This window comes from Curtobacterium sp. PhB115, assembly GCF_003752025.1.
GTDB lineage: Bacteria > Actinomycetota > Actinomycetes > Actinomycetales > Microbacteriaceae > Curtobacterium.
In genome coordinates, this window is record NZ_RJKR01000006.1 from 615,013 (window position 1) to 634,728 (window position 19,716).

Here is a 19,716-nt window from a genome sequence, read left to right on the forward strand (position 1 = left end):
GTCATCCGGCACTGCCGTCGACGAGCATCTCGGGGCAGGTGCCGCCGGGGGTGGTGGCGCGTTCGTAGTGCCACGCCTCGTTCTCGTACGTCTGGCACAGGCCGAAGTCGCTGCCGTGTTCGCTCATCCAGTCCATTGCGTCCCACGACCCGATGTCGACGGCCTCGCCCCGCACGTGCGACGACCGCTCGGGGGTGTTCACCCACCGCCGTGCCTGCGCGAGCGAACCACGTTCCCGGACGGCCTCGTCCAGGAGCGCCCGCTGGTAACCCTTCGTCCGCCAACCGGAGTTCACCCGCACCTCGACACCGGAGTCAGCCGCAGCTGCGGTGGCGTCGGCGAGTGCGCGACGCAGATCGGGGTCGAGGTTCGCGACAGCTGCGCGGTCCCCGAGCGAACCCACGGGAGCGCTCCGCGGGATCCAGCCGTCCCCCTCGCTGATCCGGTGGCCGCCGACATCGGTGTGCGCCCCCGTGATGACGGTGGTGCTCGCGCGACCGAGCGCGCTGGACGTGCCGTTCGCCGCGGGGACGACTGCACAGCCCGCGGCGACGACCGCGGTGGCGCAGATCAGGAGTGTGCCGGCCAGCCAGAGCAGTGGTTTCTTCATGTGACCAGCATGTGGAATACGCCGCCGAACGGCATCGGGCGGCAGACCGAAGCGCTTCGTCCTGCCGGGTGAAGCCGGGGTCAGACGACGACGGACCCCAGCACACGGTGCGCGATCGAGATCGACTCGCCGGACACCGCCGACAGCGGGGACGACAGGAACGCGATCAGGTCGGCGATCTGCTGCGGGGTCGAGTCCCCGCCGGAGCCGCGCTGGACGTCGGCGGACGGAGTGTCCGTCACCGTGCCCGGGTTCACGACGTTCACCGTGACCCCGGTCCCCGCGGCGTCGTCGGCGAGGTTCTTCGCGATGACGCTCACCGCCGTGTTCCGGAGCGAGGCCGTGATGTTGCCCGTGAAGTAGGCGTTCTGCCCGCTCACGACCACCACGCGGCCGAAGCCCGCCGCGCGTTGCACGGGGAGGACGGCGTTCGCGACCCGGAGGAACCCGAGGGCCTTGCCGTCGATCGCGTCGAGGATCTGCGTCGGGTCGGACTTCTTCGCCGGGTCGAGCGTGCCGGCGCTCGGGGCGGCGGTCACGACGAGCGCGTCGATCCGTCCGTGGCGCTCGATGACCTGCGCGACGCCGGCGTCCACGGACTCCTGCGAGGACGTGTCGATGGACACGCTGCCGTCGGTGTCGTCGGCGCTGCGGGACGCGACGACGACGGTTGCTCCCTCGGCCCGGAGTCGATCGGCGACGGCTGCACCGATGTACCCCTTCCCTCCGACGACGAGCGCGACACGGTTGTTCAGTTCGAGGTCCACACCGCCACGCTAGGCGCTCAACCGAGCAGCGGTTCCAGCCGGGCGACGGCGGCCCGCAGGTGCCCGAGCGCGTCGCCCGGCGACTCCACCCGAGTGGCCGGCGCCGACAGGGTCAGCCCGGCGACGAGTTCCCCGCGCTCGCCGAGGACGGGCAGCGCCAGGCACCCGAACCCGCGGGCGAACGCCCCGACCTGCAGTGCGGAGGCACCACCGGTCGCGTGCAGCCGGCCCATCGCGCTCGACCCGGGTGCTGCTCGGAGCGCCGCTTCGTCGAGCAGTGGGAAGTCCGGGTCGACGTCGATGTCACGCAGGCCGTCGGCGTCGTACCGGGCCAGGTGCACCCCGGCCCGCACGGCGGACCGCACCTCGGCGAGCACGGAGCGCACGGCACGGGGGAGCGGCGTGAGCGACGGTGCGGTCCCGACGCCGGCGAGCTCCGCGACCTTGTGGCCGAGCGCGAACCCGCGCAGGTCGGGCAGGCGAACGAGGTACTCGTCCTCGACCAGCAGGGTGATCAGCCGGTACGTCGTTGCCCTGGGCATCCCGAGGGCGTCGGAGATCTGCTGGGCGGTGACACCCGGGCCCGCGTGCGCGGCGGCCTCCAGCACCGCGAGGGCGTTCTGGATCGCCTTCGGCTGCCGTGCGCGGAGTCCGGGTTCGCTCACCGCACCTCCGCCTCGTGGCCGGTCCCGGCGGACGGCCTGGAGGCACCGAGCAGGTCCGCCTCGACGGGCACGTCGTACACGGCGCGGCTCCGACCCCGTCGCCAGGGTCGCCGACGTGTGGCCACCAGGAACGTGACCACGACGGCGCCGACGGCCCCGACGGTGAGGGCCACGGCGGGCCACCGCGGGGATGCGGCCTCGACCCCGAGGTAGGTCAGCAGGACGGCGGTGAGCAGGACCCCGGTCGAGACGGCGACGATCGCGACGCCAGCGGTCACCTCCCCGATGCGACGGAGGAACACCGGTGCCGCGAAACAGGTCAGCGCGTAGGCGGCGATGTACCCGAGTGCCGCGACGACGAGCTCGGTCTCCATCAGCGTCCACGTCGGGATCCCGCTCGCCAGGCCGAGGACCGGCAGCACCGTGAGCACCGCGCACGCGACCGCGCCGGCGACGAACGGCGTCCGGAACCGCGGCGACGCGCGACCGAGCGCGCGCGGCAGCACACCCTCGCGTCCCATCGCGAACAGGACCCGGACGAGCGCCGTCGTCGAGGCGATCGCGCACGCCGCGAAGGACGCCGCGATCCCGAGGTCGAGCACCCACCCGATCCACTGCAGGCCGAAGTCCGTGGCGAGCTCGTTGACGGGGGAGGCGCTCGTTGCGAGGTCGGCGCCCATCGCGGCGAACCCCGCCTGCTGGGCCGCAGCGCTGACCAGGTAGAGCGCCCCGGCGACCAGGACGGTCCACGAGATCGCGCGGGGGATCGCCTGGAACGGGCGCCGCGCCTCCACACCGAGGACCGACGCGCTCTCGAACCCGACGAACGCGGTCACCGCGAGTGCGGTCCCGACCGCGAACGGGGCGGGCGACGTCGGCCCGAGGGCGACGGCGGACAGGTCGACCGGGTGCAGGCGCGCGACGAGCGCGACGATCAGGACCACGATGACCGCGACCGACAGCGACTCGACGAGCAACGTCAACCGGGTCGACAGGCGCACGCCGAGTGCGATCACCGCGAAGACCGCGGCTCCCATCGCCACCACCACGACGATCGTCAGGAGTGCGTCACCGCCGGCTGCCGGCAGGAACCGGGACAGCAGGTAGTCGAGGTAGTAGCCGCTGCCGGTCAACGAGAACATCGCGATGAAGCCGTAGCCGAGCAGCAGGGCCGTGCCGGCGACGACCCCGGCGACCGGACCGAGCCCGAGCGAGACGTACGTGTAGAGGGAACCGGTGCCCGCGACCCGGCGGACGAACTGGTTGACGGTGCGCCCCACCAGGAACGACAGCGCCATCGCGGCGAGGAGCGACCACGTCGCCCCCTGCCCGGCGACGGTCGCCACGAGCACCGGGATCGTCGTCGCGGCGGCGGAGGGTGCCACCGCGGACACGGACTGGGCGAGGACGTCGAGCGGCCCGACGCTCCGGCGGGACAGACCGTCGACGGGGGAGCGCGTGCCGATGCCGGGCACCCGGGGCGGGTCGGCGATGGCACGGTCGAGCGCGGACATGCGGCAACCGTACGGCCGCGGCGTTGCCCCGACGTCTCGCCCGTGTTTCGCGGGGGTCTCACGCAAATGAGACACCCGCGGGCGGGCGTCCCATTCGGGTGCGACGGGGTTTCACGCCGGCGGAACGGGGGCGCAACGGCGGCACGGGACGGTGGTCACACCCAGCACCACCACCCGAACCGGAAGGCCACGATGTCCAGCATCACGAAGGACCCCGCGTCACTCGGAGCCGCACCCGCGCCGCAGCGCACCATGCGCGGCTCGCTCGGCGTCACCGCGATCGTGTTCATGGTCGTCGCGGCCGCCGCCCCGCTCACCGTCGTCGGCGGCGCCGCACCGCTCGGCATGCTCCTCGGCAACGGCGTCGGGTTCCCGTCGCTGTACGCCGCGTCGGCCGTCGTGCTGCTGCTCTTCTCGGTCGGCCTCGCCGCGATGACCCGGCACGTGCCACGGCCCGGCGCGTTCTTCACGTTCGTCGGGCACGGACTCGGACGTCCGGCCGGCGCGGGCGCTGCGACCCTGGCGCTCCTGACCTACACGACGATCCAGGTCAGCGTGCAGGGCTACATCGGGTACCTGCTCGGGGTGACCGTCACGGGCCTCGGCGGACCGGACATCCCCTGGTACGTCTGGTCCCTGGTCGTCGTGGCCCTGGTCGGGGTGCTCGGCTACCGGCACATCGACCTGTCCAGCAAGGTCCTCGGGGTCCTGCTCGTCGGTGAGGTCGGCATCGTGCTGGTCCTCGTCGCGGCGATCGTGTTCCGCGGCGGCGCCGACGGGCTGTCGCTCGCACCGTTCGAGCCGACCCAGATCATGTCCGGTTCGCCCGGCGTCGGCCTGATGTTCGCGATCGCGGCGTTCATCGGCTTCGAGGCCACCGCGATCTTCCGCGACGAGGCGAAGGACCCGGAGCGGACGATCCCGCGTGCCACGTACACGGCCGTGATCGGCATCGGCGTCTTCTACACGCTCGCGTCGTGGGGGCTCGTGATGGCGTGGGGTCCGGACGGGGTGCTGGCCGAGGCCGCGAAGGACCCGGGTTCGCTCATCCTCACCACCGCCGCGCAGTACATCGGCAGCGCGGGCGAGGCCGTCCTGAACGTGCTGCTCCTGACGAGCATGTTCGCCTGTGTCCTGTCGTTCCACAACGTGATCACGCGGTACCAGCACTCGATGGCGAACGCGTCGCTCCTGCCCGCGAGGCTCGGCGACGTGCACCGCAAGCACGCCTCCCCGCACACCTCGAGCGTCGTGCAGACCGTCACGGCCGCCGTCCTGATGGTGCTGTTCGCCGTGCTCGGGCTCGACCCGGTGCTGCAGGTGTTCAGCTGGTTCGCCGGCGTCGCCACCCTGGGCGTCGCGATCCTGATGGCCGCGACGAGCCTCGCCGTCATCGTGTACTTCCGCCGCAACGGCGCCGACCGGCGGATCTGGAACACCGTCGTCGCCCCGATGCTCGGGTTCCTCGGGTTGATCGCGTCCGCGGTGCTGATCTGGGTGAACTTCCCGACGCTCGTCGGCGATGTCGACGGCTCCGGGGCGAGCGTCTTCGGGGTCGTGAGCATCGTGCTGACCGGCCTCGTCGTGGTCGTCCCCGCCGTCGGCGTGGTGCAGGCGGTGGTGCTGCGACGCCGCAGCCGGAGCCGCTACGAGCAGATGCTCGACCGTCTCGCCACCGAGAGCTGACCCGACCGAGCCGACCCGCGCCTCCAGGCCGACACGACCCGACCCCACGCACGACGCAACGCGCAAGGAGCACCACGCACATGACCATCACCGAACCGACCACCGCGACCACCACGACCACGCACCCGCTCGCCAGCCTGACCCCCGACGAGTTCACCGCCGTCCGCGACCTCGTGACGGCACAGCCGGACTGGACCGACACCACGCGCTTCGCGTACGTCGGCCTCGAGGAGCCGCACAAGCAGGACGTCCTCGCCTGGCAGGCCGGCGAGGCACCGCTGCCGGAGCGTGCGGCGCGCGTGATGCTCCTCGACATGGCGACCGGACGCTCGACCGACAGCGTGGTCTCGATCACCACGGGCACGGTCCTGCGCACCGACGTGCTCGACGGCTCCCGCGGCCAGCTGCCCGTCCTGATCGAGGAGTTCGACGCCGTCGGCGAGATCGCGAACTCGGACGAGCGCTGGGTCGCCGCCCTGGCGAAGCGCGGACTGACCGTCGACGAGGTCAAGTGCGTGCCGCTGTCCGCCGGGTACTACGACTACCCGGAGGAAGAGGGCCGCCGGATCCTGCGCGTCCTCGCGTTCAAGCAGGACCACCCCGCCGACCACGTCTGGGCGCACCCCGTCGACGGCCTGTCGGTCTACGTCGACGCCGCGAACCGAGCGGTCACCCGGATCGTGGACGTGGAGGACATGCCCGTGCCGACGACCTCCGGCAACTTCGACGACCCGGCGATGCAGGGCGAGCCGCTCGACCTCAAGCCGATCGTGATCACGCAGCCCGAGGGCCCGTCGTTCACCGTCGACGGCGAGTTCGTCGAGTGGGCGAACTGGCGGTTCCAGGTCGGCTTCGACGCCCGCGAGGGGCTCGTGCTCCGCCAGCTGTCGTGGCAGGACGGCGACCGGCTGCGCCCGATCGTCTACCGCGCGTCGATCGACGAGATGCTCGTGCCGTACGGCGACCCGTCCCCGGTCCGGTTCTGGCAGAACTACTTCGACACCGGCGAGTACCTGTTCGGTCGGTTCACGAACTCGCTCGAGCTCGGCTGCGACTGCGTCGGCGAGATCCAGTACTTCGACGCCGTCCTGTCCGACGAACTCGGCAACCCGCAGACCATCCGCAACGGCATCTGCATGCACGAGGAGGACTTCGGCACCCTCTGGAAGCACGGCGACATCTACACCGGATCGCAGGAGGTCCGACGCTCGCGGCGCCTGGTCATCTCCTTCTTCACCACCGTCGGCAACTACGACTACGGCTTCTACTGGTACCTGTACCTCGACGGCACGATCGAGTGCGAGGCGAAGCTCACCGGCGTGCTGTTCACGTCGTCGTACCCGGGGCGGTCGGAGTCCGGCGACGACTACCCGTACGCGTCCGAGGTGGCGCCCGGCCTCGGCGCGCCGTACCACCAGCACCTGTTCTCGGCGCGGCTCGACATGATGGTCGACGGGCTGTCGAACGCCGTCGACGAGGTGGACGCCGTCCGCGTGCCCGTCGGACCGGGCAACGAGCACGGCAACGCGTTCACGAAGTCGGTGACCAGGATCGCGTCGGAGGCATCGTCCGGCCGTCTCGCCGACGCGTCGAAGGCCCGCACGTGGTTCATCTCGAACACCGAGGAACGCAACCACCTGGACCGCCCCACCGGCTACGTGCTGTACCCGCAGGACGCCCCGGTGCTGCTCGCCGACGACTCGTCCTCGGTGGCGTCGCGTGCCGAGTTCGCGCGGAAGCACCTCTACGTCACGCAGTACGACCCCGCGGAGCGCTTCGCGGCCGGCGACTTCGTGCACCAGAACCCCGGCGGCGACGGGGTGGCCCGCTACGTGCAGGGCGACCGGTCGCTCGACGGCGAGGACATCGTGCTGTGGCACACGTTCGGCCCGACGCACTTCCCGCGGCCCGAGGACTGGCCCGTCATGCCGGTCGACTACGCCAAGTTCACGCTGAAGCCGTACGGGTTCTTCCCGCGGAACCCGGCGCTCAACGTGCCGGCCGCCATCGGGGCGTCGGCGGCGTCGCACTGCTCCCACCACGAGTCGTGACGGACCTGCTCGGGCTCGCCGCCATCGTGCCGGCGTCCGCCGGAGCCTGCTGCACGGTCGGGGCGTGGCGCCCCGGCCGTGCGGTCGACGTGGTGGCGGCCGTCGTGATGGTCGCCGCGATGGTCGACGGGGCCTTCGGACCCCGCGTGCTGCCGGGAGTCCTGTGGTTCGTGGTGCTCGCGCTGCTCGCCGTGGTGGTGGCGGCGGTGCACCGGGTGCAGGGCGGTGCGGCTGGTCCTGCTGGTCCGGCTGGGCCTGCTGGTCCTGCTGGTTCGGCTGGTCTTGCTGGTCTTGCTGGTCTTGCTGGTCCTGCTGCGTCGGCCTGGAGGCGCGGGTCGGCTCCGGCGGGGCGCGTCGCCTCGGCGCACGGCCGGTTCGGGCGACCGCACGCGGCGCTCGGCCTCCTCGTGATGGGCGCGATGGGGGTCGGCATGACGCACGACCCCGGCATGACGGGCATGCACCAGCACGTCGGCGTCGTGGCGGTCACGTGGCAGGTCGTCCTCGGTGGCCTGACGATCGGGTACCTGCTCCTCACCGCGCACATGGTGCGGGACGGCATCCGGCGCCGGGCCAGGGCGCTGCCGATCGTCGAGACGCTCGCGATGGGGCTGGCCGTCGCGGTGATGTCCGTGGCGATGGTCTGAACCTCCGCGGTGCCTGGGAAACCGTGACACGGTCCGGGGAGCACGACGGACCCTCGGAGGGAGCACTCACCACGCTCCCCGAACCGGATCAGGAACCGAGGTCGCACCATGCAGCACCTCCGCACGCTCGCCGCACTCTCCGTCGGGGCCGCCCTGGCGCTCGGGGCCGCACCGCTCGTCGCCGCCCCACCAGCCGCGGCGCAGGGCAGCGGCGTCTTCCCCGGCGGCATCTACCGCCCGACGGACACCACCGCGGCCCGACAGGCGTCGGCGCTCGCCGCGAAGGGGGACACGAAGAACGCAGCGGTCGCCCGCACGATCGCTGCGCAGCCCTCGAGCGTGTGGCTCGGCGACGGGCTGTCGACCTCGGCGCTCCGCACGACGGTGACGCGCCACCTCACCGCGGCCAGGGCACAGGGCAGGACGCCGGTGTTCGTGACCTACGCGATCCCGGGGCGTGACTGCGGCAGCTACTCGGCGGGCGGGCTCACCGCCGGCGCGTACGGCACGTGGAACCGTGTGCTCGCCGACACCCTGCGGGGCCACCGCGCCGTGGTGATCGTGGAGCCGGACGCCCTGGCACAGGCGACGTCGTGCCCGGGCGTCGTCGCGAACACCCGGTACGGACTCATCCGCAGTGCGGTGCAGCAGCTGTCCGGGGCCGGCGCCACGGTGTACATCGACGCCGGACACGAAGCCTGGATCGACGCCACGACCATGGCTGCACGGCTGGAACGTGCGGGCGTGCAGGATGCCCGCGGCTTCTCGCTCAACGTCTCGAACTACCAGCTGACCTCGGGCGAACGCACCTACGGCGAACGGCTCCGCACGCTCACCGGCGGCAACTACGTGATCGATGTGTCCCGGAACGGGAGAGGGGCCACCGGCGAGTGGTGCAACCCGACGGGTGCGGGGCTCGGCGCGGACCCGAAGGTCGCGGTCGCGGACACCGGACTCGATGCCCTGCTCTGGGTGAAGCCGCCGGGGGAGAGCGACGGCACGTGCAACGGCGGTCCGGCGGCCGGGCAGTGGTTCCGCACCGGGGCCGCGGCGCTCCTCCGCAACCGCTGACGCCGTCGCAGATCCGCCACCGTCCGAACGGTTCAGTGCGCGAAACGTACACACCGTAGATTGTTCATTGCGTAGACCGTTCACTTTGTGAAAGAGTTCCCTCGTCCACACGGGACACCAGAAGGGCGGGGAAGGTCATGCACAGCACGTACTCCGGGATGCCGAAGGTCACACGCTTCGGCGGTGGGCACACGCGCGTCGGCCTGACCGATCCCGCCGTGATCGACGCCTACGTCGAGCGCCGCATCGCAGACCCGTCGCTGCTGGCCACCAGCCACGCCGAGCCGTCCTACTCGGACTTCTTCACCACCGCTGCCGCGTAGCAAGGAGCGCATGATCGCATGCCGTTGACCGTCGTCCGTCGAGAGCACGTCCACCTCTACGCCCACGAGCCCCGCTCCGAGGCCGCGAAGACCGCAGTCGACGCGCTCCTGCGCCTGCAGCACGCCGAAGAGCAGAAGATCGAGTCGGCGCGCATCGAGAGCGACCTGACGAAGAACGAGTTCCTCGCGGTCCGCTACATGCTCCAGGCGCACCGGGACGGCCGGATCATGGGCCCCAAGGACCTCGCGGTCATGCTCGCGGTCTCCAACGCCTCCGTCACGAAGATCGTCGACGCGCTCGTCGGCAAGGAGCTCCTCGTCCGCACCGCCCACCCGAGCGACCGCCGTGCACAGGTGCTCGAGCCGACCGACCGGGCCGCCGAGCAGATCGACGCGTCGTACGCCGGCTTCCACGAAGCCGTGGTCGAGGTCCTCGACCACCTCTCCGACGCCGACAACGCCGTGCTCGCTGCGTCCCTGACGAAGATCGTCGACGCCCTCGCCGCCGGCACACCGGCACCCGTCGACGAGTACACCGTCGACGACCACGACTGACGCGACCAGACGGCGGACAGGAGGCGCGGGTCGGGCCCGCACCGTGCCTCCAGTCCGGCAGTGGCAGGAAAACCTTCCAGCGGTAAGTTGGGTGCATGACGCACCCGCCCGCCGACGACGACGCGGCACAGCCGCGCCGCGGCGGGTACCGCAAGGGCACCGAGCGGCGAGCGCAGATCCTCGACGAGATGATCCGCATGGTCGCGGAACAGGGTGTCGACGCGTCCTCGTTGCGCTCCGTCGCCGAGGCCCTCGGCATCACCCACGCGGCACTGCGGCACTACTTCCCGAGCCGTGACGAACTGCTGCTCGCCGTGTACCGCGAGCACGAGGTCCGCGAACAGGGAGCACCGGACCGGCTGAAGTCCGCGATCGGTGACATGCGCGAGAGCGCCTCCCGAAACCGCGCGGTCCCGGGACTCGTGCAGCTCTACACGACGCTGTCCGCCGACGCCGTGCAGGAAGGGCACCCGGCCACCCGCGAGTTCATGCGCGAGCGGTTCGCGCGGCTGCGTTCCGGGCTCGCGGTGCTCATCGCCGCGGACCAGGCGGCCGGACGCATCCGCGACGACCTGGACCCCGTCGACCTCGCGTCCCTGAGCATCGCCGCGTCCGACGGCCTGCAGATCCAGTGGCTCCTCGACCCCGACGCCGTCGACGGCGAGCGGGTGCTCCGGATGCTCGAACAGCTCGTCCCCGCGGCCCCCGAGCACTGAGCCCGGTCAGCCCTGCGGGGCCCGGGCGTCGTCCAGTGTCCTGGTGAGCAGCTCCCGGAGCACGTCGCGGTCGACGCCCGTCAACCGGGTCACGGAGAGGCACGCCGTGCTCGACCGGTGCGGGCCGAGCCGGGCGAGCAGGTCGGGCCACCGCTCGGCGAAGCCTGCCGTCTGGTAGATCGTGTGGTGCTTCGGCCCGGGAGCGAAGGCCAGCATCGGTGCGATTCCGGAGTGGCCGGAGTCGTAGCGGTAGGTGTAATGACCGAAGCCGAGGATGCGACCCGCCCAGACGACCGGGTCGGTGCCGCTGACGTCGCGGTGGAGTGCGAGCAGCTCGTCCACCTCGGCTCGTCGCGCGCCGGTCGCGCGGTCGAGCACGGGGCCGATCGGAGCTTTCGAGGGTGTCATGGCGAGGGTCATCTGATCTGCATTGGCACGTTCGGAACGTGTACGGTGAAGTTTCTATGTAGTCTTTCAGGCGTGGTCGCTGAGGACCACTCCAAAGAGGGGAACACATGAAGAAGTACCTGGCCATGGCCGCCGGCGTTGGACTGGTGCTCGCGTCGGTGACGTTCAGCCCAGCCGCGGCGTCGGCGGCGGGGAAGTCTGCGTTGCAGCTGCTCCCGTCCCCGCTGCCACCCGATGCACTCCGTTTGCCAACAACACGACGATCACCACTGACACCACGTCGTCGAACACGTGGGAGCAGGCGGTCAACTTCCTCGGCCCGCTCGGCGTGACGCTCACGGCCAAGACCGGCTGGACCAAGTCGGCATCGATGTCGTACCTCAACAAGTCTGGGAAGACGAAACAGATCTGTGGCACGAAGGGCAACTGGGGTGCGGCACCGGAACGCGCCGTCACGAGGTAGGCCGCTCGCGTGCACCGTCGGGCTCGCTCTCGTAGCGTGTCTCGTGGGGTGCACCTCGGCCTCGAGTGGCTCACTGCAGTTCGATGACAAGGGATTGGCCTACTGCGGGGACGTCGTGCTCCGTCAGTTCGGTGTGGGGATCGACCTCGAGCGTGCTTCGGGAGCGCCCATCACCATCGATGCGGTTGAGCCCAGCAAGTCTGATGGGCTCCGGATCATCGGGGCGATCCTGGTGGATCGCCCTGGTGGCGGCGTCGCCACCTCGGAGTGGCCGCTCCCGGGGAAGTGGCCGGGCAAGCGCGAGGCGGTCGGAGCAACGGTTCCCTCGGGCAAGGCGGTCGGCTTGGTGGTGGGCGTCCGTCGGACGAGTGAGCGGGGTGGGTCACTCGGAACGATCTCGATCCGGTACACGGAGGGCGGTCGCGAGTACGTGACTGACACGTACTCGACCATCACGATGAGTACGCACTGCTGATCACGACGTGAGCCGACGGCCGGACGCGAGGCGTGCCTCCAGTCCGACGATGCGTGCGCTGGGCGTGCAGAAGGGGCCGGTTCCTGACGGAACCGGCCCCTTCGTGGTGCGTGCTGACTAGGCGTTCACGCCAGCGGCGAGGACCGCGGCCGCGGGGTCGAAGTCCTCGGGCAGCGGCTCGGGCTTCGTGATGCGCGAGGCGATCTCGACGGCCTGACCCGACTCGGCTGCGTCGCGGATGCCGAGCATGACGTCGAGCGCGTGCGACGCGACGGCGCCGGAGGCGCGCTCGGGGCGGCCCTCGGCGATGGCGCGGGCCATCTCGACGACACCCGTGCCACGGCCCCAGGTGGAGCCCTTGTGCTCGAGCGTGGTCGGCTCGTCCTTGCCGAGCGTCCACAGCGTGCTGTCGCCGTCGAAGACGTTCGGGTCCGGCAGCACGATGGTGCCCTCGGAGCCGTTGATCTCGACGAAGCCGTTGCGGGGCAGCGCGTGCTGGAACGACAGGGTCGTCTGGGCCGACTGGCCGCCCTCGAACGAGATGAGCGCGGCGTGGTGCGTGGGCACCTCGACGGCGAACTCGGTGCCGGCGCGGGGGCCGGAGCCGATCACGCGGGTCTCGCGGGACTTCGACGACACGGCCTGCACGCGCGAGGCGGAACCGAACGCGTGCAGCAGGGTCGTGACGTAGTACGGGCCGATGTCGAACAGCGGACCGGCGCCCTGGGCGTACAGGAACTCGGGGTCCGGGTGCCACTGGTCCGGTCCGGGCACGTGGAACATCGTCGTCGCGGTGAGCGGCGTGCCGATGTCGCCGCGGGCGATGGCGCGGATGGCGGTCTGGATGCCGGCACCGAGGACGGTGTCGGGGGCGCAGGCGTAGCGGACACCGGCGGCGGCAGCGGCTGCGAGCAGCTCCTGCGCGTCCGAGGCGTTCGTCGCGACGGGCTTCTCGCTCCAGGTGTGCTTGCCGGCAGCGATGATCTGCTGCCCGACCTTGGCGTGCTCGGCGGGGATCGTGATGTTCACCACGATCTGGATGTCGTCACGGGCCAGGAGCTCCTCGACCGTGCCGGACGCCGGGACGCCGTACTTCTCGGCCTGGGACGCGGCGCGCTCGAGGATGAGGTCGGCGACCATCAGGACCTCGACGTCCGCGAACTGGGTGAGGTTGGTCAGGTACTGGTCCGAGATGTTCCCCGCACCGATGATGCCGACGCCGATGCGGCTCACTTGTCGTTGTCCTTCAGCCATGCGAGCGACTCGGTGATGCCCTCGAAGACGTCGCCCTTGTACGCGTCGAACTCGACGACGCGGATGGCCTGCGGCGCCGCGGCGAGGATGCCCGCCACGTCGACGTCGCCCTGGCCGGCCGGGGTCTGGTTCTCGAACGCACGCTGGAGTGCCTCGGGGACGATGAGCGCGCTCTCGGACGAGGGCAGCGCGGTGCGGATGTCACCGTCGACCTTGCCGTCCTTGACGTGGATCGCGACGACGCGGTCGCCGAGGGCCTTCAGCACGGCCGGGGCGTCGGCGCCACCGACGGTCGCCCAGAAGGTGTCGACCTCGAGGACGGTCTCCGGCGAGAGCTGCGACACGAAGAGGTCGTAGACGGTGCGGCCGTCGACCTTGTTCGTGAACTCCCACTGGTGGTTGTGGTAGCCGAACTTCAGGCCGCGGGCGGATGCCTCGGCGGTCAGGGCGTTGACGCGCTCGGCGATCTTCGCGACGTCGTCGGCGGTCTGCCAGCGGTCCGTCGGGATGAAGGGGTCGATGACGGTGGTGATCCCGAGGCGCTCGGCGGCGTCCCAGATCGGCGCGGTGTCCTCGGCGTCGATCACGGCGACGTGACCCGACGGGGCCTTCAGGCCGGTTGCGGCGAAGGCACGCTCGAGGTCCGTGGCGCGCTCGACGAACGCGTAGGGCTCGACGTTCTCGTAACCGATCTCGGCGACACGGGCGATGGCCTTGTCGAGGTCTTCGGCGATGGCGTCGCGCAGCGAGTACAGCTGCACAGAAGTGGTGGGCATTGCAGAGGCTCCTTCGATCCTGTCTGGGTGTCGCGGTCCGTCGAGGAGCGATGCTCCGCGGCGAGATCGGGTACGACGCTACCCCAAAAACCACCCGGTGTGTAGTTTTTGCTCCCCCGCGTTGCGCGCGTCACGAATGGCGCACGTCATGAATGAACGACACCTGTCGATGTATGCTCAGCGAGTCAAAACCGTGCTGTACAAGGTTTTGAACGGCACAGCATCGACTCAAGGAGGCGTCATGAGCACACCCGAACCCGGCAGTCCCGCACTGCTCAACCCGGAAGAGGGCATCACCCAGCCCGTCAGCACGGTGAAGGTGGGCGTCGGCTACCAGATCGCCCTGTTCCTCGGGCAGTTCGGCCTCTTCGTCGCACTCATGGCGCCCGTCTACGTGAGCATGCAGCTCAAGGCGCAGGCCCTGGTGGGCGACGACGCCGCGAACGTCATCGGCTCCGTGCTGCCGATCGGCGCGTTCGGTGCGCTCATCATGAACCCGCTCGCGGGCGCCCTCTCGGACCGCACCCGCACGCGCTGGGGCCGTCGCCGCCCGTGGCTCCTCGGCGGCGTCGTGGTCTTCGCCATCGCGCTGGCCTGGATCGCGTACTCGCCGGACGTCCTCAACCTGACGCTCGCCTGGCTCCTCGCCCAGCTCGCCGCGAACGCCACGCTCGCGACCCTGCTCGCCAGCTTCGCCGACAACGTCCCGCAGCTCCAGCGCGGCCGCTCGTCGAGCATCATCGCGCTCGCGCAGAACATCGCCGTGCTCGCCGGCACCTACTTGTCGGTGTTCTTCGTCGCGAACCTGCCCGTGCTGTTCATCGCGCCCGGCATCCTCGCGATCATCCTGGTCGTCGTCTACGCCCTCGTCGCCCGCGACGACCTGCCGACCTACACCCTCAAGAAGTTCACGTTCCTGAACCTCATCTCGTCGTTCTGGACGAACCCGGTCAAGAACCCGGACTTCGCGTTCGCCTGGTGGTCGCGCTTCCTCATCATCTTCGCGACGTTCATGTTCACCACCTACCGGCTGCTCTACATGGAGAAGCACCTCGGGATCGAGGACGCGAAGGATGCCACCGCGGCCGTCGCGTTCGGTGTGCTGCTCTACACGATCGCGCTCCTGGTCAGCGCGGCGCTCTCCGGCTGGGCCTCGGACAGGATCGGTCGCCGCAAGGTGTTCGTCGGCGGCTCGACGGCGCTCTTCGCGGTCGGGCTCGTGGTCCTCGCACACGCCGACACGGTCAACGGCTTCTACGTGGCCGAGGTCATCATGGGCTTCGCGTACGGGATCTACTCGGCGATCGACACCGCGCTGGTCGTCGACGTGCTGCCGAACGCGGACCGGCCCGGCAAGGACCTCGGTGTGATCAACATCGCGAACGCGCCGCCGCAGTCGCTCGCGCCGGCCGTCGCGCTCTTCTTCCTGAAGATCGGATCGGGCGACGCCGCGGACAACTACACGCTCATGTGCTGGGCGGCCGGAGCCATCGCTATCGTCGGCGCACTTGTGGTGATCCCCATCAAGCGGGTTCGATAGCCGGATGCACACCCCCGGGGTCGACGTCGACCGCAGTCAGCTCGTCCGGTGGCGGACCGCGATCATCATCGCGTTCGCCATCGGCGGGGTCAGCCTCGCTGGCTGGGGTCCCCGGCTCCCGGAGCTCCGCGTCGAACTCGGCGTCGACGTGGGCACGATCGGACTCATGCTCGGCGGCGTCACCGTCGGCTCGATCGGCGGGCTGCTCAGCGCCGCTCCGCTGCTCCGTCGCCTCGGCGGACGCCGCGCGTTGACCGCCGTCGCGGTCCTGGTGCCGGCATCCCTGGCCGTCATCGGCATCGCCGCCGCGCTGCACTCCGTGCCGCTCGCGAGCGTCGGCTTCGTCGTCGCCGGAGCCGGTATCGGTTGCCTCGACGTGATGGCGAACGTCGAGGGCACGGCGATCGAGGTGCTCGCCGGTCGCACGCTGCTCCCGTTGATGCACGCCGCCTGGTCGGGAGGCGCGGCACTCGGTGCCGGGATCGCCGCCCTCTGCGCATGGCTGGGCATCACCCCCTCAGCCCAGCTGATCGGAGAAGCCGTCGTCATCCTCGTGGTCGGCGTCGTCGCGATGCGCGCCGTCCCGGACGGCACCCGCGCCGAGGCGCAGGACACGTCGCTCACGCCCCGCCAGCGCCTGCGGCAGTGGGCGCGCGGCTGGACGGACGTGCGGCTGCTGCTCATCGGCGTCGTGATGCTCGGGGTCGAGCTCGGAGAGGGCTCGGCGAACAACTGGCTCGCGCTCGCCGCCACCGACGGCCACGGGCAGACCGCGACGGTCGGTGCGTTGTTCTTCACCGTGTTCGCCGTCTCCGAGGCCGCCACCCGGGTCTTCGCCGGACCCGTCGTCGACCGGCTCGGACGGGTCAGCACGATCCGCTGGACGACCGCGCTCGGCATCGTCGGAGCCGTCCTGTTCATCGTCGGTTCGTCGTGGTGGCTCACGCTCATCGGCGTCGTGCTCTGGGCGGTCGGCGTCTCGATGGGCTTCCCGCTCGGCATGTCGGCGGCGGCGCAGAGTGGCCCGAACCCGGCCGCACGGGTGAGCGTCGTCGCCTCGATCGGGTACTTCGCGAACTTCGCCGGTCCGCCCGTGATCGGTGCGATCGCCGAGCAGGTGGGCGCGCTCAGTGCACTCTGGCTGATCGCGGTGCTCTTCGTGGCCGCGTTCGCCGCGTCCGGGTCGTTGCGTCCGGTCGAGCGCGGATAGCGTGAGGGACATGCTCGACGCCACGCCTGCCCCCTTCGACACTCCTGTCGGACGCATCGTCGGGACCGTCGACGGCGACGTGGTGCGCGCCTACGGGATCCCGTACGCACGTGCCGACCGCTTCGCGCCGCCGGAGCCGATGCCGCCCTTCACGACCGACCTGCACGCGTCGACCCCGGCGCCCGTCGCACCCCAGCCGCACGCCCAGTTCGTCGACCAGCTCCTGCGCCCGGTCGAGGACATCGACGTCGACGAGCACTGCCAGCGGCTCTCGATCACGCTGCCGGCCGACGTCCGGCCCGACGAGCAGCTGCCCGTCATGGTCTGGATCCACGGCGGCTCGTACGTGATCGGCGGGGGAGACCTGCCGATCTACGACGCCCGCGACCTGGTGACCGAGCAGCGCGTCATCGTGGTGTCGGTGACCTTCCGACTCGGGATCCTCGGGTTCCTGGGCGACGGTGCGACGATCCCGGCGAACCTCGGACTGCTCGACCTGGTGGAGGCGCTCCGCTGGGTGCGCGCGAACATCCGCGCGTTCGGCGGCGATCCCGACCTCGTCACCGTGTTCGGCCAGTCCGCCGGCGGTGACGCCGCTGCCCACCTGATGATCAGCGAGGGGGCGGCTGGGTTGTTCCGGCGGGCGATCATCCAGAGCGCGCCGCTCGGGCTCTCGCGCGGGCGCTCCCGGATGAACCGGGCGATGATCCGCGCCGTCGGGGCCGTGCACGCGGACACCCCGCTCGACGACCTGCTCGAGCGACAGGCCCTCGGGACCCGCGCGGCCGCACCCTTCGGCCTGGCCGGCGGGATGCCGTTCGGGACGCAGTACGGATTCGCGCCGTTGCCCGCCGAGCGTGACCTCGACGCGGCCTGGAGCCGGGTCGCCCCCGACATCGACGTCCTGATCGGCTCCGGCACCGACGAGACCGGGATGTACGTGCCCCTGATCCCCGGCCTGTCGCGGGTCGCGCGCTCGCGGGTCCTGCGCCCGGCGCTCCGGTGGTGGGTGGTCCGTCCGCTCTCCGACGTCATCTACGGCCGTGACGTCCGGCGCTTCACCGCCCGGCACCGTCGGGCCGGCGGACGAGCCACGTCGTACCGACTCGTCCGTGGCGTGACGACCGCGCCGACCGGAGCCGTGCACATGAGCGACCTGCCCCTGCTGCTCGGCGGCCGCGAGGCCTGGGCGGGGACCCGGTTCGTCCCCGAGCGCGACTGGCCGGAGGTCGAGCGCCGCGGCCGGGCCTTCCGCGCGATCTGGGCGGAGTTCGCGCGCACCGGTGTGGTGCGGGCTCCGGACGACGAGACACTGACGTTCGACCGGCACTGACGTCTGACCGGCACTGACGTCTGACCGGCACCGACGTTCGACCGGCACGACCCGCCCACCGGACGGGCGACCCCTGAACTGGCGGGTCGCGTGGGGGCCGTCCGGCCCGGACAATCGACTGCATGTCCACGTCCGACGCCGATCTCCGCGCACGCATCGTGTCCGGTGCGATCCGCGCGTACCAGGTGGCCGACTTCCACAGCGTCGGGCCCGACGAGGTCGCCGAGCACGCCGGTGTCACCGTGGACGAGGTGCACCGCGCCTACCCGATGTGGGAACTGCTCGTCGTCGCCGTGATGGACCGCTGGAACAACGGCAGCCGTCGCGCGCTCTGGGTCGTCGCCGAGCGCGAGGGGGCGGTCGCGTACCTCCGAGCTCGCCTCGAGGCCGGACTCGACGAGCCCGCGCTCGTCCGGCTCCGTGTCGCCCTGCTCAGCGCCGCGTCGAACCCGGGCCACCCGGCCGCCGGCTGGTTCCGCGCGCAGTACACGCACTCGTTCGAGGACATCACGCTCGCGCTCGTCCGGGACGTCGTCGCCGGTCGGGAACCCCGAGGCGCCTCGCCCCGGCACGCCGCGGAGCAGCTCGTCGGGCTCTGGGAGGGACTCCAGGTGCAGGCCATGCTCCGTTCGGACACCGACGCCCTCGGTGGGTTCGACCGTGCGATCGCGCGGATGCGGGCCGGTTGGGCCGCCGTCGGGGCCTCCGTCTGAACTGCTGACGGGCCACACCGTCCCGCTGACTCCCGTGCGGGTCACGGCGCGGCTCGCGTCCGTCCGCTCGGGCACCTGGCATGGTCGGCTGATGGAGTACACCGACTACGACACCCGGCTCGCCGCCTACGGCGTGATCACGGACGGTGACCGGGTGCTCCTGGCGAAGCTCCGGTTCCCCGACGCCGGCACGTGGACGCTGCCGGGTGGCGGTGTCGAGTTCGACGAGACCGTCGAGCAGGCCGTCGTCCGCGAGGTCCGCGAGGAGACCGGGTACGAGGCCGAGGTCGGTGCCCTGCTCGGGGTCCGGCACCACGTCGTGCCCGCCGAGCGCCGCATCCACGCCAACGGCCGACCGATGAAGGCCGTGCAGGTGGTGTTCCGGGCGACCGTCGTCGGCGGGGCACTGCGGGACGAGATCGACGGCTCGACCGACGAGTCGCGCTGGCTGCCGATCGCCGAGCTCCCGCACCACCGCCACGGCCTGCTGGTGCCGATCGCGCTCGCGTGGGCGGGCGCGCTCTCCCGCTGAGCCGCTACTGCTCGAGGACGCTCAGCACGTTGCCGGACGGGTCGGTGAACCACGCGATGAGCGGACCGCCCTTGCGGTTCACGCCCTTCTCGTCGGTCATGCCCTCGTAGTGCAGGAACGAGACACCCTTCGCGGCGAGGTCGTCCACCGCGGCGTCGACGTCGGGCACCGGGAAGTTCAGGACCGTGAACGCGGCCGGCTCGTGCGCGGGACCCTTCGGGTAGACCAGCACGCCGGGGCCCTCGCCGACCTGCAGGAAGAGCATGCCGTGGTCCTCGGTGACCGGGAGCCCGAGGACCCCCTCGTAGAACGCCTTCGCCTCCGGGACGTCCCGCACCGAGAACCCGCTGAACGCCTTCGTCGCATCGACCATGCCGCCAGTGAACCACCCCGGTCCGGTGTCGGCG

Annotated in this window: 21 protein-coding genes; 13 read left to right on the forward strand and 8 right to left on the reverse strand. The window is 71.1% G+C overall.

All coding sequences use genetic code 11. The annotated features are described in order from the left end of the window. Window position 1 precedes the first annotated feature (1 nt). The 4 genes from EDF19_RS08520 to EDF19_RS08535 all read right to left on the reverse strand — a co-directional run bounded on the left by EDF19_RS08520 (window position 2) and on the right by EDF19_RS08535 (window position 3,556). Window positions 2–610, reverse strand: coding sequence for a M15 family metallopeptidase (locus EDF19_RS08520; RefSeq protein ID WP_123680454.1), 609 nt, complete (start codon window positions 608–610; stop codon window positions 2–4). Between the two features lie 80 nt (window positions 611–690). After that, window positions 691–1,377, reverse strand: coding sequence for an SDR family NAD(P)-dependent oxidoreductase (locus EDF19_RS08525; RefSeq protein ID WP_123680455.1), 687 nt, complete (start codon window positions 1,375–1,377; stop codon window positions 691–693). Window positions 1,378–1,394: 17 nt separating this feature from the next. Further along, a complete protein-coding gene (locus EDF19_RS08530) occupies window positions 1,395–2,042 on the reverse strand; it encodes a helix-turn-helix domain-containing protein (RefSeq protein ID WP_260217028.1) in 648 nt (215 codons plus the stop codon). Continuing rightward, window positions 2,039–3,556, reverse strand: a complete 1,518-nt coding sequence (locus EDF19_RS08535; protein WP_123680456.1) for an APC family permease — start codon at window positions 3,554–3,556, stop codon at window positions 2,039–2,041. Before EDF19_RS08535 ends, EDF19_RS08530 begins: the two co-directional genes overlap by 4 nt. Before the next feature lie 192 nt (window positions 3,557–3,748). Here EDF19_RS08535 and EDF19_RS08540 point away from each other — a divergent pair, with 192 nt between their 5' ends. The 7 genes from EDF19_RS08540 to EDF19_RS08570 all read left to right on the forward strand — a co-directional run bounded on the left by EDF19_RS08540 (window position 3,749) and on the right by EDF19_RS08570 (window position 10,605). Beyond that, complete coding sequence (locus EDF19_RS08540; RefSeq protein WP_123680457.1) at window positions 3,749–5,242, forward strand: APC family permease; 1,494 nt, start codon at window positions 3,749–3,751, stop codon at window positions 5,240–5,242. Window positions 5,243–5,322: 80 nt separating this feature from the next. After that, entirely contained in the window at window positions 5,323–7,293 is a 1,971-nt protein-coding gene (locus EDF19_RS08545) for a primary-amine oxidase (RefSeq protein ID WP_123680458.1), read from the forward strand. Then, on the forward strand, window positions 7,290–7,940 hold the full coding sequence (locus tag EDF19_RS08550; RefSeq protein ID WP_123680459.1) for a hypothetical protein: 651 nt from the start codon (window positions 7,290–7,292) through the stop codon (window positions 7,938–7,940). Before EDF19_RS08545 ends, EDF19_RS08550 begins: the two co-directional genes overlap by 4 nt. 108 nt (window positions 7,941–8,048) lie before the next feature. Next, the gene (locus tag EDF19_RS08555) at window positions 8,049–9,011 is read left to right on the forward strand and encodes a glycoside hydrolase family 6 protein (protein ID WP_123680460.1); all 963 of its coding nucleotides are present in this window, start codon (window positions 8,049–8,051) and stop codon (window positions 9,009–9,011) included. A gap of 137 nt (window positions 9,012–9,148) precedes the next feature. Further along, complete coding sequence (locus EDF19_RS08560) at window positions 9,149–9,334, forward strand: hypothetical protein (RefSeq protein ID WP_123680461.1); 186 nt, start codon at window positions 9,149–9,151, stop codon at window positions 9,332–9,334. A gap of 18 nt (window positions 9,335–9,352) precedes the next feature. Then, window positions 9,353–9,889 carry a MarR family winged helix-turn-helix transcriptional regulator gene (locus EDF19_RS08565; protein ID WP_123680462.1) on the forward strand — a complete coding sequence of 179 codons (537 nt, stop codon included), beginning with the start codon at window positions 9,353–9,355 and terminating at the stop codon, window positions 9,887–9,889. Window positions 9,890–9,984: 95 nt separating this feature from the next. Continuing rightward, the gene (locus EDF19_RS08570) at window positions 9,985–10,605 is read left to right on the forward strand and encodes a TetR/AcrR family transcriptional regulator (protein ID WP_123680463.1); all 621 of its coding nucleotides are present in this window, start codon (window positions 9,985–9,987) and stop codon (window positions 10,603–10,605) included. A 6-nt stretch (window positions 10,606–10,611) separates the two neighbouring features. Here EDF19_RS08570 and EDF19_RS08575 read toward each other — a convergent pair whose 3' ends face one another. Continuing rightward, window positions 10,612–11,025: a DUF1801 domain-containing protein gene (locus EDF19_RS08575; protein ID WP_123680464.1), complete on the reverse strand. Its 414-nt coding sequence runs from the start codon at window positions 11,023–11,025 to the stop codon at window positions 10,612–10,614. Window positions 11,026–11,591: 566 nt separating this feature from the next. On the opposite strand from EDF19_RS08575, the gene EDF19_RS08585 reads away from it, so the two are divergent. Next, the gene (locus tag EDF19_RS08585) at window positions 11,592–11,951 is read left to right on the forward strand and encodes a hypothetical protein (RefSeq protein WP_148071062.1); all 360 of its coding nucleotides are present in this window, start codon (window positions 11,592–11,594) and stop codon (window positions 11,949–11,951) included. A gap of 117 nt (window positions 11,952–12,068) precedes the next feature. Here the strand turns inward: EDF19_RS08585 and EDF19_RS08590 are convergent, their stop codons facing one another. Then, the gene (locus tag EDF19_RS08590) at window positions 12,069–13,205 is read right to left on the reverse strand and encodes a Gfo/Idh/MocA family protein (RefSeq protein ID WP_123680467.1); all 1,137 of its coding nucleotides are present in this window, start codon (window positions 13,203–13,205) and stop codon (window positions 12,069–12,071) included. Beyond that, entirely contained in the window at window positions 13,181–13,981 is an 801-nt protein-coding gene (locus EDF19_RS08595; protein ID WP_185022749.1) for a sugar phosphate isomerase/epimerase, read from the reverse strand. Before EDF19_RS08595 ends, EDF19_RS08590 begins: the two co-directional genes overlap by 25 nt. Window positions 13,982–14,222: 241 nt before the next feature. Between EDF19_RS08595 and EDF19_RS08600 the strand changes: the two genes are divergently transcribed. From EDF19_RS08600 to EDF19_RS08620, 5 genes are all read left to right on the forward strand, one after another. Further along, window positions 14,223–15,521, forward strand: coding sequence for an MFS transporter (locus EDF19_RS08600; RefSeq protein ID WP_123680469.1), 1,299 nt, complete (start codon window positions 14,223–14,225; stop codon window positions 15,519–15,521). 4 nt (window positions 15,522–15,525) lie between these two features. Next, window positions 15,526–16,731: an MFS transporter gene (locus EDF19_RS08605; RefSeq protein WP_123680470.1), complete on the forward strand. Its 1,206-nt coding sequence runs from the start codon at window positions 15,526–15,528 to the stop codon at window positions 16,729–16,731. Window positions 16,732–16,741: 10 nt separating this feature from the next. After that, window positions 16,742–18,064 carry a carboxylesterase family protein gene (locus EDF19_RS08610; protein WP_123680471.1) on the forward strand — a complete coding sequence of 441 codons (1,323 nt, stop codon included), beginning with the start codon at window positions 16,742–16,744 and terminating at the stop codon, window positions 18,062–18,064. A gap of 122 nt (window positions 18,065–18,186) precedes the next feature. Beyond that, window positions 18,187–18,777 carry a TetR/AcrR family transcriptional regulator gene (locus tag EDF19_RS08615; RefSeq protein ID WP_123680472.1) on the forward strand — a complete coding sequence of 197 codons (591 nt, stop codon included), beginning with the start codon at window positions 18,187–18,189 and terminating at the stop codon, window positions 18,775–18,777. Between the two features lie 91 nt (window positions 18,778–18,868). Continuing rightward, the gene (locus EDF19_RS08620) at window positions 18,869–19,309 is read left to right on the forward strand and encodes an NUDIX hydrolase (protein ID WP_123680473.1); all 441 of its coding nucleotides are present in this window, start codon (window positions 18,869–18,871) and stop codon (window positions 19,307–19,309) included. Window positions 19,310–19,313: 4 nt separating this feature from the next. Here the strand turns inward: EDF19_RS08620 and EDF19_RS08625 are convergent, their stop codons facing one another. Further along, window positions 19,314–19,682, reverse strand: a complete 369-nt coding sequence (locus EDF19_RS08625; RefSeq protein WP_123680665.1) for a VOC family protein — start codon at window positions 19,680–19,682, stop codon at window positions 19,314–19,316. Window positions 19,683–19,716: the final 34 nt, after the last annotated feature.

Excerpts from the sequence above, each read along its gene's own strand:
- EDF19_RS08520 (WP_123680454.1), bottom strand. The coding sequence starts at position 610 with ATGAAGAAACCACTGCTCTGGCTGGCCGGCACACTCCTGATCTGCGCC.
- EDF19_RS08535 (WP_123680456.1), bottom strand. The coding sequence starts at position 3,556 with ATGTCCGCGCTCGACCGTGCCATCGCCGACCCGCCCCGGGTGCCCGGC.
- EDF19_RS08540 (WP_123680457.1), top strand. The coding sequence starts at position 3,749 with ATGTCCAGCATCACGAAGGACCCCGCGTCACTCGGAGCCGCACCCGCG.
- EDF19_RS08545 (WP_123680458.1), top strand. The coding sequence starts at position 5,323 with ATGACCATCACCGAACCGACCACCGCGACCACCACGACCACGCACCCG.
- EDF19_RS08555 (WP_123680460.1), top strand. The coding sequence starts at position 8,049 with ATGCAGCACCTCCGCACGCTCGCCGCACTCTCCGTCGGGGCCGCCCTG.
- EDF19_RS08560 (WP_123680461.1), top strand. The coding sequence starts at position 9,149 with ATGCACAGCACGTACTCCGGGATGCCGAAGGTCACACGCTTCGGCGGT.
- EDF19_RS08565 (WP_123680462.1), top strand. The coding sequence starts at position 9,353 with ATGCCGTTGACCGTCGTCCGTCGAGAGCACGTCCACCTCTACGCCCAC.
- EDF19_RS08570 (WP_123680463.1), top strand. The coding sequence starts at position 9,985 with ATGACGCACCCGCCCGCCGACGACGACGCGGCACAGCCGCGCCGCGGC.
- EDF19_RS08575 (WP_123680464.1), bottom strand. The coding sequence starts at position 11,025 with ATGACCCTCGCCATGACACCCTCGAAAGCTCCGATCGGCCCCGTGCTC.
- EDF19_RS08590 (WP_123680467.1), bottom strand. The coding sequence starts at position 13,205 with ATGGCTGAAGGACAACGACAAGTGAGCCGCATCGGCGTCGGCATCATC.
- EDF19_RS08595 (WP_185022749.1), bottom strand. The coding sequence starts at position 13,981 with ATGCCCACCACTTCTGTGCAGCTGTACTCGCTGCGCGACGCCATCGCC.
- EDF19_RS08600 (WP_123680469.1), top strand. The coding sequence starts at position 14,223 with ATGAGCACACCCGAACCCGGCAGTCCCGCACTGCTCAACCCGGAAGAG.
- EDF19_RS08605 (WP_123680470.1), top strand. The coding sequence starts at position 15,526 with ATGCACACCCCCGGGGTCGACGTCGACCGCAGTCAGCTCGTCCGGTGG.
- EDF19_RS08610 (WP_123680471.1), top strand. The coding sequence starts at position 16,742 with ATGCTCGACGCCACGCCTGCCCCCTTCGACACTCCTGTCGGACGCATC.
- EDF19_RS08615 (WP_123680472.1), top strand. The coding sequence starts at position 18,187 with ATGTCCACGTCCGACGCCGATCTCCGCGCACGCATCGTGTCCGGTGCG.
- EDF19_RS08620 (WP_123680473.1), top strand. The coding sequence starts at position 18,869 with ATGGAGTACACCGACTACGACACCCGGCTCGCCGCCTACGGCGTGATC.
- EDF19_RS08625 (WP_123680665.1), bottom strand. The coding sequence starts at position 19,682 with ATGGTCGATGCGACGAAGGCGTTCAGCGGGTTCTCGGTGCGGGACGTC.